The 14,362-nt window shown below is 54.5% G+C and carries 9 protein-coding genes, 1 pseudogene and 1 other annotated feature; of the genes and pseudogenes, 7 read left to right on the top strand and 3 right to left on the bottom strand.

The features are described 5' to 3' along the window. A pseudogene (locus EVC45_RS10495) lies at positions 1-472 on the bottom strand (transposase); the annotation flags it as partial. Then, positions 75-191, bottom strand: a sequence feature (AL1L pseudoknot). (Overlaps the previous pseudogene by 117 nt.) A 90-nt stretch (positions 473-562) precedes the next feature. Between EVC45_RS10495 and EVC45_RS10490 the strand changes: the two are divergent. The 3 genes from EVC45_RS10490 to EVC45_RS10480 are packed head-to-tail and all read left to right on the top strand — an operon-like array spanning position 563 to position 6,888. Further along, entirely contained in the window at positions 563-2,299 is a 1,737-nt protein-coding gene (locus EVC45_RS10490) for a protease pro-enzyme activation domain-containing protein (RefSeq protein WP_129957922.1), read from the top strand. A 58-nt stretch (positions 2,300-2,357) separates the two neighbouring features. Next, the gene (locus EVC45_RS10485) at positions 2,358-5,768 is read left to right on the top strand and encodes a LodA/GoxA family CTQ-dependent oxidase (RefSeq protein WP_129957921.1); all 3,411 of its coding nucleotides are present in this window, start codon (positions 2,358-2,360) and stop codon (positions 5,766-5,768) included. Beyond that, positions 5,755-6,888: an NAD(P)/FAD-dependent oxidoreductase gene (locus EVC45_RS10480; protein ID WP_129957920.1), complete on the top strand. Its 1,134-nt coding sequence runs from the start codon at positions 5,755-5,757 to the stop codon at positions 6,886-6,888. The genes EVC45_RS10485 and EVC45_RS10480 overlap by 14 nt, the downstream gene beginning before the upstream one ends. A 99-nt stretch (positions 6,889-6,987) precedes the next feature. Here EVC45_RS10480 and EVC45_RS10475 read toward each other — a convergent pair whose 3' ends face one another. Next, positions 6,988-8,187, bottom strand: coding sequence for a heme-binding protein (locus EVC45_RS10475; protein ID WP_211193399.1), 1,200 nt, complete (start codon positions 8,185-8,187; stop codon positions 6,988-6,990). Positions 8,188-8,812: 625 nt separating this feature from the next. On the opposite strand from EVC45_RS10475, the gene EVC45_RS46155 reads away from it, so the two are divergent. The 4 genes from EVC45_RS46155 (at position 8,813) to EVC45_RS10450 (ending at position 12,599) form a co-directional block, all read left to right on the top strand. Next, on the top strand, positions 8,813-9,379 hold the full coding sequence (locus EVC45_RS46155) for a hypothetical protein (RefSeq protein WP_211193398.1): 567 nt from the start codon (positions 8,813-8,815) through the stop codon (positions 9,377-9,379). 48 nt (positions 9,380-9,427) lie between these two features. Next, entirely contained in the window at positions 9,428-10,603 is a 1,176-nt protein-coding gene (locus tag EVC45_RS10460; RefSeq protein ID WP_129957919.1) for a hypothetical protein, read from the top strand. 133 nt (positions 10,604-10,736) lie between these two features. Continuing rightward, positions 10,737-12,182, top strand: a complete 1,446-nt coding sequence (locus EVC45_RS10455) for a hypothetical protein (protein ID WP_129957918.1) — start codon at positions 10,737-10,739, stop codon at positions 12,180-12,182. A 54-nt stretch (positions 12,183-12,236) separates the two neighbouring features. After that, entirely contained in the window at positions 12,237-12,599 is a 363-nt protein-coding gene (locus EVC45_RS10450; RefSeq protein ID WP_129957917.1) for a cytochrome c family protein, read from the top strand. Between the two features lie 564 nt (positions 12,600-13,163). Here EVC45_RS10450 and EVC45_RS10445 read toward each other — a convergent pair. Next, a complete protein-coding gene (locus EVC45_RS10445) occupies positions 13,164-13,733 on the bottom strand; it encodes an OmpA family protein (protein WP_129957916.1) in 570 nt (189 codons plus the stop codon). Between the last annotated feature and the right edge of the window lie 629 nt (positions 13,734-14,362).

The raw sequence follows: 14,362 nt of genomic DNA, 5'->3' as shown, positions 1-14,362 counted from the left end.
CGTTCATCGCGGATTGCGCGAACAGAGCGCCGCGACGGATCACGAAGCTGCGCGGCATGGCGTCGGTAACCCGACGGGGCAATCCGCAAGACCTTGCAGATCGGCTCGACCCCGAAGGTGTCGCGATGCTGATCGATGAAGGCCTTCACGACTTGAAACGGCGGTCGAGCTCCGCCTGGGCGAAAAACGCGCTCGCGACCTTGAGAATCTCGTTGGCACGACGCAACTCCTTGACTTCGCGCTCCAGGGCCTTAAGGCGCTCGCGCTCGTCTGTGGTCACGCCATCGCGCTCACCGTGGTCGACCTGGTCGCGCTTGACCCACTCGTGCAGTGTCTGCGGTGTGCAGCCGATCATCGGCGCAATCGATTCGATCGCCGCCCACATCGACGGATGTTCGCTACGCTGCTCGCGCACCAAGCGCACCGCGCGCTCTCGGACTTCCGGGGAAAACTTGGTTACCTTCTTGTTCATGGCTCCATTCTCTCAAGAGTTGGAGCCTCCACAAAATCCGGGGCGGTTCAATGATGCGGCCAGGTCGCCGATTTGGCGCGAAGGAAAACCATGGACAAGACTGCAGAACAACCGTCTGGCCGGATTGCCATTCGTGGAAGCAATCGTGCGGCTGTGCCCGACGCCACGAAGCTGAAGAGCCCCGACCCTAATGCCAAGATTCGGCTTAGCATCTTCGCCCGCCGAAACCCTCGTCCCTCACCGCAGGCCTTGAAGAAGGTCAACGCGCTGGACACTCAAGCTGTCACAACGCGTGCTTACCTCCAGGACGAAGAGTTCAACCAAGTTTACGGGGCATCGGCAGACGACCTTGCCGCGATTGAGAAGTTTGCCCAAACCGCCGGCTTGAGCGTGATTGACGCCAGCATCCCGAGGCGACGGGTCCTCGTTGAAGGCACGATCGCTGACATCGAGAAGGCCTTCGGTGTCGAATTGGGCGAATTCGAACACCCGGAGCTTGGTCACTTCCGGGGACGAGAGGGCAAGGTCTACGTTCCCGATGAGATGTATACGATCATCGCGACCGTGGAAGGTCTGGATACGCGACCAGTCGGCCGACCGAGGCGCGTCTGCACGCACTTCGCCCCCAATCTCCCGGCGTTGGACGCCGCCCCAGCGCTGACGAACCAGTGGCCGGGAACGTTCTTCCCGGGCCAAATAGCCACTTTGTACGACTTTCCTAACGAATACGCTGGCGAGGGCCAGAACATCGCAGTGTTCGCGTTCAATGGCCGAGACAGCACTGACCCAAACTCTGACCCACGCGGGGGCTATAGCGGGGCTGCGCTGGAAACCTACTTTACGAAGGCGCTTGGCGGCCAAATGCCTTCCATTACCCCTGTCGTTGTGCAGGGACCGGGCAACGCCCCAGGCCCTGACTCACCGCAATCGTCACAGCGGGGCGATTCGACCGGAGAGGTGATGCTGGATCTGTGCGTCGTCGGCGCACTGGTGCCTGCCGCGAAGATCTTTGTCTACTTCACCGAATTCAGCGCGCAGGGTTGGGCGGAAGCGATCTCTCAGGCCATCACGGACGGGAACCAGATTTCTGTTATCTCGATTAGTTACGGAAACCCCGAGAGTGGTCCGTTGGGCCGGTGGACCGACGCGAGCATCAAGGTTGTGAATGAGGCTCTCGAGGCGGCACGTGGCAAAGGCATTACTGTCTGCGTGGCCTCGGGCGACGACGGCTCGCGGGACGATGAGTCATCGGGGGCGCACGCCGACTTTCCTGCTTCGAGCCCGTGGGTACTCGGTGTCGGCGGGACGACCTTAAAGGTGACGAACGGGACCGTGCCACGTATCGCAAGTGAAGTCGTCTGGAATGACTATGCTCGCGTACCGTCCGGTGGCGCGGGAGGTGGTGGTATCAGTTCAATCTTCGGGCTGCCGCCGTATCAGCAGGGTGTGGGGGTGCCCGTCTGCGCGAACCCACCCCACAACATCGGCCGCGGCATCCCCGATGTGGCGGCAGTCGCCGACCCCTACACTGGCATTGTCGTGATGCACGTAAGTGGCAAGCATGTCGAACCCATCGGCGGCACGAGTGCATCCGCACCGCTGTGGGCCAGCCTGATTGTCAGGATCAACCAAGCGCTCGGCACGCGAGTCGGCTTCCTCAACCCGACGCTCTACGCCAGCTGTGCTAGTGGTGTTCTCAACGATATCACGGTGGGTAACAACGGCGCCTACGCGGCAGGCGTGGGCTGGGATGCCTGCACCGGTCTGGGGACACCGTCGGGAAACAAGTTGCTCCACGCACTGAAGACCGCCCCAGCACCGGCCTGAGCGCGTAAATTTCTCGAGCTTGCACTACGCCAGCGAATCGCGGCGAAGGGACTTTGGCATGCCCAAAATCAAGAAAAATGAAGGAAAAAGCATGGACACAATGTCGCAAGTCTGCAAGGTCATCATCGCACCATCCATTGGTATCGCGAGACTGGGCAACAGCACGGAGGAATATTTCCTTGGTCCAGAATCGGTTGGCCAACCGCCGCGGCCAGCAGGCGGATTCAAGGACAAACACGGCAGAATCAAGCGCCAGGGTGCCCGATTCCGGATCTATGGACTCGACGAAAATGGCGAGGTGGTTGCCGAGCTCACCGCTGACGATGCCCAGATCGAATGGACAGTGGAACTTGCAAACACGAAAGCGTCCTTTTTTGAGTTTCTTGGACGCTTTGGCCGCTTGGACCTGCCGCGGAACCGCGAGGTCACGGATCGCGACTCGCTGGAAATCAGACCCGGTTCTCGTTCGATTGTCGGGCGCAGTGTACGCGGACCGGCTTATCGCTTTGATAACGGCCAGTTTCGCGGCACTAGCGTTCCACTGGGCGAATTACTGACGGACGAAGACGGCCGTCTCGTCGTCCTCGGTGGCTTCGGCCATTCAGCCTCCGTGCCGGAAGGAAAGCTCATCGGAAACTACGCCAACAACAACGACTGGCACGACGACACATCCGATGGCCCCGTTTCGGCGAAAGTACGACTGCCTGATGGTCGGGACTTCGTCGCCGAACCGGCCCGCGTGCTCTGCGTCCCACCGAAGTACACGCCGGAGCTCGAAAATATCGTCACGCTCTACGATGTGATGGAATACGCGTGGGATCCAGTAGGGGCAATACCCCAAGAGGTTTCATTCACCAGGCATGTCTACCCGATTCTCAAGCGTCTTAGCGGATATCCGTGGGTGAACGGCTTGGCCTATCGAGGCCACGGCGCCGGCAAAGGTGGAGATTTCTTCAACAGCAGAAGCCTTGCGGTCCTGTCGACCAATACTGTGGAATCTAAAGAGATTCGTCAGTCCATTTTCGCGCACGTCCGAGATCCTAATTTGCCGCTCGAAAGCCAAGACGCCAAGGACCAGGCAAACTACCAGTTCATGCCTGCGCTCGCCGGCGACAACAACGGACCCACCGAGGGTGATCCAAAGCAATGGCTGCGCTTGCGACCATCGCAGCACGCGATACTCAAGGCGTGGGCGAATGGCAACTTCGTCGCTGACTGGCAAGGGCCTCCGGCTGCGGCGTTCCTGAACGAGCTGAAGCTCTCCGAACGACCAGCTGCACTCACAAGGGCAGCGCTCGAACCCTGCGTCGGTGGCGCGTTCTATCCAGGCATCGAAATGACCTACATCGCCGAAGACAAGGCCATGTACATTGAGCCTTTCCGCCTGAACCCGAACATCGCCGCAGGCGGCATCACCTGCTATATGGCATGCCCCTGGCAGGCTGACTTCTACGAATGCAATACTGCCTGGTGGCCGATCGCCCGACCCGACGACGTGGTCACCGAAGCTGAGTTTGAGCGCGTCATTCGCGATGCAGCGGGTCCCGATCGAAAAAGTCTTCATCCTGACAAAGGCGAATGGTCCGTGGATCCGCAAGAGCTCATGGCCGACAGACTCTCCCTTCGCCAGCCTTGGGCCCGGGGACTTGTCGAATATCCCTCAGCTGCGAAGGATGGCTGGGAGGGTGACGCTGGAATGGTCGAGCTTTGGAGCGGTCTTGGCTTTGTCGTCAGCATGCCAACTCATGTCTCGACACACGAGCGCGTTTTTATCGAAACCGAGCGCGACCCCTATCTGGGGATGGATTACCGGCGTTTTTACTACTATCTGTCGAATATCGACAAGTATCCGGATTTCCTGCCGAAGGCTCGCCAGATCGCGCAAGATTTTCTCGACCGTGCCTGGAAAATGCAGGAGTCGCAGGACTTTGCCGATACAAACAGGTTTTTTGACTACTCGGAAGAAGCTTTCGAGGCCAGGCTCAACGAAATCTACACCGAGCTGGTCGAGGCAAACGATGCCTATGATCCAGGAACAGATGAGTTGTATCGAACGCGGGAAGATGTCCGGTACCGGATACTTCAGATGGCGCCATTCAACCAGAACGACGGAGCGTGGATACACTCCATCACCCCGCCGGGCCCACTCGATGAGGTCGACGCTTGTCTCTTCGAAATCTGGAGCGACGAGGCGGGCAATGGCAACGTGGCGCATAGTCATTGCAATCTCTATACCGATCTCATGCGTCAGGAAGGCATTTACCTTCCGGATCCGCGTTCGCTCGAATACGCTCTGGACCCACGTCTGCTCGACTCGGCATTCACCGTGCCTCTTATGGAGCTTGCCCTTGCGCAATTCCCTCGCCTCTTTTATCCCGAGCTGCTCGGGTTCACCCTCCAGCTCGAGTGGACGGTGGTCAGCCTCAAACCGGGGATCAGGCGGCTGCAGTATTTCGGAATTGATCCACACTTTTATGTGCTTCACGTCGGTATAGACAACGCCGCATCGGGGCACGGGGCGAAAGCCAAGCAGGCGGTGAAGATATACCTCGACAAGGTTCTCCAGCTTGGGGGGCCGGTTGCGATGCAGCAAGCATGGAAACGGATCTGGACGGGGTTCATTGCATTTGGCAACATCGGTGACTTGGGTAGCGACATCAATGCGCGACTCAAGTCGCCGGAGTCGACCGCGAACCAGATCGAAGACCTCATCGTCCAGAAAAAGACCTACGCCTCGCAAAATCACGGTTCACGCAAGTTGGGCGATAACTACATCAACGATTGGTTCGAGCAGCCGGCGGATTTCATGAAAGCGCTCGTCGACGGCGGCTTTTTCGTTCCGGGGCGTGCCGAACAGAGTTCGTTCTTTCGTCGAACCTCCTTCGAGGGCCCAATGTTTAAGGTGTTCACCGACGACGAGCTGGCAATCTGGCGTCAATGGACTCAGGATGGCTGCCCCATGCCTGACAAGCAGAGGCGTTCCCGGCCGACCGTACCTGTTCAGGTCCTGATGGCGGAGACGATTGAGTCCCTGCAGTCTCGCCAGGTCAACGCTGAAGCGCACAAAACTAGGACGCTCGTCGGAATCGATTTAGACGGGCAGCGCGTAGACTGGTCGGTCGCCAAGTGGTTTCAGCATGTCCACGACGATGGGTCTGTGGCAGTCATCGAGTTCATGAAGGCAATTTCAGATCCTGACAACAAGCTCGTCATCAAGGGTGACCCGTCGACTAGTCCGTTCGTGACCACTCTTCTTGCACCGAACGGCACAATGGGACAGGCCTTCGAGGAGATAGCGCCGCACTCTGGCGGAGCGACGCATCGCCAGGTCACTATCGATTGGATCACAGCTGGTTGCCCGCTGCCCCAACTCAACACTGAACGTGGCAAGCGGGTCACGGCCGACCTCCTCCCGGACCCGGCGCTCTATCCGCGGGCTCGCCTGAGGGGCAACGGTGCCGCGCACTGACGACGGCGCGTGGGACGTGCTGGTCGTCGGCCGTGGACCGGCTGGTCTTGCCGCGGCCATTACGTCGCGCCGGGCTGGTCTGTCTGTCGCTGTGGCCGGCTTGGCCGACGCCGTGCCCCGCTGGGGCGAGACGCTATCCGCTTCGTGCCATCCGTTACTCTGCCGGCTTGGCATCGGTGACGAACTCCGTAGCGAGCATCACCTGTCTTTGCGAGGGGTCCGGTCAGCGTGGGGAATGGGCGCCGCCCAGGAGCGCAGCAGCATCTTCCATCCCTATGGCGAAAGCGCAATTCTGGATCGTGCGAGGTTCGATCGACGGCTGGAGAGCGTGTTCCAGAGCGACGGCGGTATTGTCATGGAAGGACGGATGCAGAGTGTCCGCTTCGACGGTGCGCTGCACGTCCTCACGCTTAGAGACGGGCAGTGCGGGAAGCAGCTCAAAGCCAAGGGCATCATTGACGCCACAGGGATTGCCGCGCATGTCGCAAGGCGGCTGGGGGCGAGGCGAATTACGCAGACCCGACAGGTCGCAATTGGCTGTTGCTTCGAAGCGCCACCGGGAATCACAGACCATCCAACGACCGCAATCGTTGAAGGCGTCGAACTCGGATGGCTTTTTGCCGTTCCGGTTCCGATGGGCGGAGTTGCGGTCTGGCTCGTCTGTGATCCTGCTCAGGCAGCACAGGACGGTGCGATGAAGCGGGCTTTACGCGCCTCGCAAGAGGTGTCCCGGTGGCTACGAAGTCTCCAGTTGCAGCTGAGAAGCAAGCTCGTGCTGCGCAATGCCTCCGTCGGGAAACTTGACCGGGTTACGGGCGCGGGTTGGATTGCAGTCGGAGATGCGGCTCTCAGCCTCGATCCGATGTCATCCTCCGGTGTCACGCTGGCGATGCTGTCAGGATTACACGGCGGAGCTGCAATTGCCGCGTGGTTATCCGGCGACTCAGATCAGCTGGCCGGTTATGCTCAAACTCTTCAAAACGCCGCGGAACATCACGTAGAACTGCGCCAGCGGCTCTATCGCGCTGAGCGCCGCTGGCCCAGAGCGGATTTTTGGATGCCTCGCCAAAATCTTGGGTTCACTGCCGAAGATGATTACGACAGTCTGGGCCGATACTGATGTTTGATAGCGGCTCTCGAACAAGCCAATGTCTCTCGTCATTCCGCCTCAATAACAGCCAGACTCAAACTTCAACTGGTGGAAATCGGTAAGCGCAGGTCACCGCGACGGCAAACTCTCCATTAATGATTCCGTCCTCGCTGCGGCCTCGACACGCTCCAACGTATTAATGGATATGTGAGGCCACCTCGCTCTGCCCGGATGTCCGTCCGGTCGGTTGATAAAATCCAAGATGACGTTTTGAGCGTATTGAAGGAAGTATCTCAAGGCTCCGGTTTTTGAGTCCTCTATCTCATATATAGAAAACGTGCAATTCATCGCTGTGGTGTCGGCTTGTCGGGCTATGAATGGCGTGTTTCCGATGCTAGGGTTTATTACCCTATTGATGCCGGAATGATCAATTGTGCTATCAACCCGAAGAGTTGTTACTTGCTTGATGGTTCCTATTTTTTTTAGAAAATTGTCGAAACTTTGTCTCAAAAGAAGAGTGGGATCGACCGGCTCAAATCCGCTAAACCCATTTATTTCCGGATTCTTCCCCTTGAATGGATTCTGATGGAAATATCTGTACGGAGCAAAATAATCCCCATTAATGATATCACCTGCAGAATTTCTTATTGGGTCGAGTGCGCGTTCAGCAGGATTAGATCCGCCACCAACGACTACTCCATTTATGCGAGGAATAGGAGGCCTCTTTTGCTTTTCGTCAAGCTGCTCCCAATTTGATGTGCTTGCAGACCCAACGGCGATAAAGCTATTTCCGTGTGGAATACTCCCCATGCGTGCCACGGACAATTCGACACCGCTTTCATCAGAAATATTTTGATCTGTCATGCAAATCCATAGGCCAGGTTCGTGATGTATCCCTTGGCCGTTGAATTTGTCCGATATATCGGTCTTGCCTAGTGTTGAGTCAGGACCGTTGACGCTCACAAGATAAGAGTCCTCATGTGACCTTTGAGTAATGATTTGACTGTAACTCAACGCAACGGCGGTCTGATCGGTTTGCACCGATGTTCCATCTGGCAGTTGCTTCACCCCACGGTTTGGCACCCCGACATCCGCCACTATAAAGTTCAATACCTCATCATATTGATTCATTTGCAATCTGTATCCATTTGGCGACGTGCTAAACGGAAGTGAAATAATATTGAATCCATGGCCCTCTAGCTCCGAGGTGTTTTTCCATGTGCCCGGCAGCCAGCGCAACGGCCCAAGTTTTGGGTCATGCTCTTCGGCCAGATATATTTTCCGGCCAGCGTCGGCCATTTCTCTGATTAATTTCTTGTCCACTGACATTCTGATTTCCCTTTGGCTGTGATTAGCTATGTACGCTCGGCGCAATACGTATCGAGAAAATCTATCGCTCCAGACCTCTTCCGTCCTGTTCGATCAACTGCACGACTACGGAATTGTTGAGACTGGTACTCCAACATAACGGAAAAGCCGCCGCATGAGAGGGTGGGATCTCGTGCTGCTCAGGAATATGCTTGATCGCCCATGTTTATTGTTCAAATTGGGAGCGTGCGGGAAAGATCGGGTTGTTGAATCGTAGTTGAGCCGGACAGAAACGAAAGCACATCGTAAATCGGACTGTGCGGAAGCGCACACAACATTGCTACCCGACTAAACAACGGCCTCGCGAGACTCCACCGCTCCTCTGGAGCCAACTGCGCGCGGGCGCGGGCTTGGATAAAAGTCGGCAACGCGACGGATTGCTAGTTTGCACACCGTTAACGTTTACCTATACTCCATCGAAATGTGCCGCTGCGGGATTAGAGGGCTCGGACGCTGGCGCTTTAGATCCATCAGCGTGATCCGCCCGAAGCTAGAGTTAGCGTAGGAAAATTCGTTTCATCAAACTTGGGCTTCGAGTCCAGGTCGATCTGTGGTTCTCAATAAAAAGCAAAAAAGGAGCGGTCGAATGAACACAGCCTTTCCTGCGGCAGGGCATCGTTATTTGGTAGATTTCGGTGCGTTTCGAGTAGAATTGTTTTTCACTTCAGCAAGTTCTCTTACTTACACCGATATTCTTTCGGACGGCGAGCGTGGTCAGTCAGAAACCGTAGACATTCGGGTCATACCAATTGGAGACCTCCTTTTTCTAGTCACATGGCAGGAGGCCGACAAAACCACAGTCGTTCACGTCGAGGATTTTAAAAATAGCACGATTATAACAAACATTACAAATCCTGATTTGTCTTTCAACCAATTTAACGGCACCTTTACTGAATCAGCCGGTTCCGCTTTCGCTCAAAATGTCGTCTTGACTTACAGCAAAGACATTCTCCCACTCTTTAGAAATACTGATATACAGTGCATGACCCGCCGAGGTGTTCCACTTAGCGACTCATCGTGGATGTGCAATCCAGACCATGCCAAGAAAGTTTACGCAAAACTATCTTCTGGCGAAATGCCACCCGACGCGCCGTGGCCTCCACAACAAATCGAGCTGTTTAACCAGTGGATAGCTGAAGGTTGCCAAGCCTAGGTTTTTGAGTGAACGATCCCGCCATGTTCGTGGCCTGCGGAGCCGACAATGAAAAGAATTCTGTTGCTTATAGGTGCAGGGGCCCTATGCCTGCAGATCCCGTTTGCCTATTGCCAAGGAACCATACTGCCATGGGGGCAATCGTCCGACCAACTTGCTTGGCAAACCTTCGTGCAAGTCACTGCTCCGTCAGGGAACCCAAATTCGTCTCAAGTTGAGTTCGAGACATGGGCTTCTGATAACGACATTTATCACACGTCACCCCCCCGCTGGCCCGCACCCGGAACTCCCAAGAGACTTCAAGCCAGCTTGTTGGGAACCGCTCATCGGATCGCCGTACAAAAACCGTTAATCATCTCTCCTTCGGAATGCAATCCTCCGTCAAATACAGATCCGAAGCTCGGCTTGCCGGCGAACGTATGCATCGGGGAAGAAGTGCGTCGGAATTGGGCCTCATATCAATATATAGTTTCGAACAATCTATACAACGCGCAAGGGCTAGCGACAGCTTATGCAAATAAGTTGGCAGTTAACCTGCCAACAGACGCTGTTGAGTTCAAGGGGGATTGGATGAAGGTTGCAGACCTAATTGCGTGGCTTAAAAAAACGGAAGGCCTCACTCTGACCGAAGCCGATATTCGTCATAATTTTTACGTAAACACCGCGACAGATGGAAAGACTAATGCGGACTTTGCCCTCCTTTCGTTTCATTTTAGTACTAAGCAAATAAAACAGTGGGTTTGGTCTGATTTCGAAAACAAAATGAACCCCGGGAGATGCGATGATACCGGTTGTCACGACTCGTTTGGCGCCGTGTCATCGAATACACCTCCGAATGGTCTTGCCAACCAGAACTACGGCGATTGTAAGAAATCCGAATCCCTCTTGGCCATGTTTAAAAATGCAGCTATTGACCCGGTCTGGCAAAATTATTGTCTGAAAGGCTCTCAGACAGACTACATAGAAGCAAACAGCAGCACGCCGACGATACTTGGGAACTCCGTCATCGAGCGAATCACAGCGAATGTACCGATCCTTCGATCATCTTGCATTAGTTGCCATGCGTACGCCTCCTTTGATAAAGACGGTAACCACGGGCTTGATCAGATCGTGCTTGATCCGAAGAAATATCCTGTTGGGCCCATCGATTCAAAGATACTAGTTCCCGGTGAATATGTTCAAAATGATTTTATTTGGGGGATTATTGCTGTACCTTCCAAGTGACGCAACATAGATGCCGTAGCTTTTCCTGCGCTACTCTTTGTTTTCAGATTCGCTAAGGGGCCGCTTTTTCGCGACACGTTGTAAGGATGCCGTTGAGAGCGGCAGTTGAATAAAGAATATTTTGGGAGAGGAAATGAATACCAACCCCTGTATCCCTGTGCCGTCGCCCACCGAAATCGGAATGAAATTGTTCCCCAACGGTCGCCTGCAACCCCCTACGCTCGCAAACGCCTGGACTGCAACGGTATTGCTAACTCCACCTGGCGGCCAAGTTGGTCCAGTTAAGCCAAGTGATCAGTTAGCGGTAGCTTACGTCACTTACAAAGAAACCGATCCCAGCAACCGCCAAATTCGATATCAGATATTTTTGCTGGAAAGTTTAAAATATTTTGACGTCCTTTTTCGGACTGAAGGCGATGTAACCAGTTGGTGGAGCTTGGTTTCCACACCTGACCAGCTCGGCGGAGTGCCGAGCAATGCGTTTGGTCCGTTCAGCACATCGGTGGTTGTCCCGGGAGCCAATTTCCTCGCTGATTACGGATTTACGCACGTAGGCTCTTGGAACGTGATTGGGCGAAGCAGGGATGCATTTGTTCTTAAAAATAAGATCCCACCGGCAGATAAGAATAATGGTCCCGGGGGCACGTGGGTTTGGTGTGACACCGCATCAAACGCGTTGGCGCGAGTGATGACGACAAGGCAAGATAATGAGGCGTTAATCCCGATTTTCGGCGCCTATTATCTGTCTGATTTTTGTGAGATCTCCAACAACGCCAATACCGATTGGCCAGGAATATTACAAGTCTGTGATCGCGCGAAGAGCGTCGGCTCGGTGACGAGTACGATGCTGACACTTGTTGACCTCTTGCAAGGTATGTCCGAGGTGCCGCAGGAGGCGTTTACCAGTTGTGTGTTCGGCGATATCCAAAGATTGATACCCGGAATCCTTCCGGATTTGAATGGAATACCCGTGCCAACGTGGACCAACCAGGTTAATAGCGAATGTATTATGATGGGACAAGAGTTGGCACCGTTGTATTGTCAGCTTTGGTACGACTGGGACAAAGGGGCGCAGGTTACCGTTTTTGTGTCTCCCGACGATGAGGGGTCTTATACGAGCCGCTTTGACGAAATGCTACCTAAGGGACACGTTGGTCCAGAAAATGACTACGTTTGGGATGGCATCCAATGGAAATTAAGATGTTATAAAAAGTCCCGCGGATTCGTACCAATGCCTGTACCAAACTTCGTTGCTGCTGGCCAGGGACGCTGTCGGGCCGCATTCAAAAATGACCCTTATTTTTCGAGTAGTTCCATCTGGAGCGTTCCACTGAATGCCGCCGAGGATGTAGCGAATTTTTGGTATGTGTTCAGTGATCAGCAAAAGGGCGTAATTTTCTCGTTGTCTCCAGCTGCCAGCTTAACTCTCATTGATTATCAAACATTTGTGCAGAATGCACAAATACAAGATTGTGTTTTCTATGATCCGCAGGGAAATATTCCAATGTGCCCGGATGAGAAGATGTCAACGATTAAAAACATCGGATTTTTGCCAGGAAATACCGGCATAGATAAGTGAGGCGTATTTTAATTTTGCAAATAGGCCAAACAAGTGACGAACTAGGAGGCAATAATGTTAAAATTGATCAGCTTACTCGTCGCGAGTGGAATTTGTGGCGCTCTTCCAGTTCAAACGTCGGCCCAGACCAATGGGAAATCCGTGTTTCAAGCCGAATGTGTAAAATGCCATCAGAGTGGTCCGACTCCAAATAATTCTATGGCACCTTCTCTTTCGGGCGTATATGGCCGGAAAATCGCAAGTACGCATTATCCGTATTCGAATGCTTTAAAAAGGAAGCCAGGCGTGTGGGATGATCAGGCGCTTAATGACTATCTAGAAAATCCGCAGAAATATGTGCCCGGAGGAAAAATGACGGAGGCTGTGCCCGACGCCAGTAACCGTGCTGCTATCGTTCAGTATCTGAAAAGCCAGTAGCTAGCTACCGTCTGTTGATCAACGCACCCCTTCTTGAATTAGGTGTAGCGCCGGGCAAATGCGTCCGCTGCGATCCCTAACCGGCCATTCGGCGATCGACACGTCTAACGGCTGCTTGGGGTCGGTTTGATGCATTCGCCGACGGCCCGGTGGCGGCCAGGTGCCAGCGTTCGCCATTAGGCAGAACCCGGCCATAAATGGTCGTTCCAAGTCGCATGGCAGACGTCTGCCGATACGCGACGCACTGCCATTTGGTCAAGCGCCGAGCTGCCGGTAGTACGTCCGACGAGCCTGCTTGGTTTATCTAGCGCCGTGTACGACGGCTCAGATTTGAATGGCGATTCCGGCCGTTGACGCCTTTGTCTGGAACAATTCGTCCCCTTTGCTGGGGGTGCGCCGCACATCGCGTAAGACTGAAATCACTTCAGCCAGTCGCAGAAATTACTTCCCTCTGAACCAACGGCGGGGATGGTGAGAGAACGACAAGGCAGAGCACAGTTGCCGCGCCTGTCGCACTTAAAATTCGTTGACCGTGGCTGCGCGACGAACCGATACAGCAAGCTGTTATGGCGGGTTCTGGTTGGTCTGGGGTCTATACCATATTTCGACGCGTCGATTTGGCTTTTCGCAGTCTTTCCTTTTCTCTGGATTGGATTCCCTAGTGCACTGCTCCGCGCCTGTTATCGGATTGTCGGCCCCGATTCCAATGGCCTGCACGTCTTCCTTCTTGAACCCTGCCACCTCAATGATTTTGTCACGGACTGCAATTGCGCGCTTCTTAGAAAGCTGCAAGTTGTATTCGGCAGACCCGATTGAATCGGCGTGTCCAATCACAAGAATCGAGGTATGCTCCCCGGTTTTTTTAAGCTTTGTCGCAATAGACGATATCAGCTGTATCGCGTCGTCTCTTAATATGGGCGAATCGAAATCGAAAAGGGAATCGCTAGGAATTTCATAATGTGAGGAGTATTTTGCTGTTTCGACATAGACAACATTGTCAGGGCGAGGCGGATCGATGGGGAGGAAAAACGAGGCAGCCACGACAGATGCCACGACGACGCCAACTGTCCACACGGGCAGGTACTTGGTGCCAGAATCATAGACATCTACGTTGTTTGCATTGAAGATCGCCATATGGACTCCCCTCTCGGCCCTGAAGACTGACGAGGATGCGCAACAAGATCGGAATCAACTAAGTAACACTCGCTCCACCGGATCCTCTCGAATCCGCCGCCCCACTCGTTCCGCCAGATCCTCCCGCGTCTGCCGTCCCGCTCGTTTTGCCGGCTCCCATAGCGGCGGCGGATTGCGCTGTTCGAGAGCCAAAGTAGAATCCCACAACAGAGGACAGCAGAGTGACGATGGGCCCGACAAGCACGTCAAGAACCCCCTTCAGATTCTGGAAAGCATCTTTGGGATCGGTATGAAGACGGTCGATCAAAAAAAGCGCAACGAAAGTAAGTGCCACTATGGTACAAAGGAGCCCGACAAGCCAAAGAGCGATCCATTCCCTGGTCCGGCCTTGTGATGGCGGTTCGGCCCCTGTAGCTTCACCAATGGGACTAACCTTATCTTGAAATACCCTGGAACTTCCGATTGGTTCGAGTGGTGGCGGAACCTCGACCTTTTTGTCATTTGCCATCGGTCTGCCTCATCCGGAATGAGCCAGAGAGGCTGGGTTACTACCTCTCAGAGCGAAATCACGTAATAATTTCTCGCCTTGAGGGCGCAAACCCAGCGTGGATTCATTCGTCCCTTACCTC

Source organism: Paraburkholderia sp. UYCP14C (genome assembly GCF_004197395.1).
Taxonomy (GTDB): domain Bacteria; phylum Pseudomonadota; class Gammaproteobacteria; order Burkholderiales; family Burkholderiaceae; genus Paraburkholderia.
Note: the sequence above shows the minus strand (reverse complement) of the source record. Positions and strands in the feature narration are given on the sequence as shown.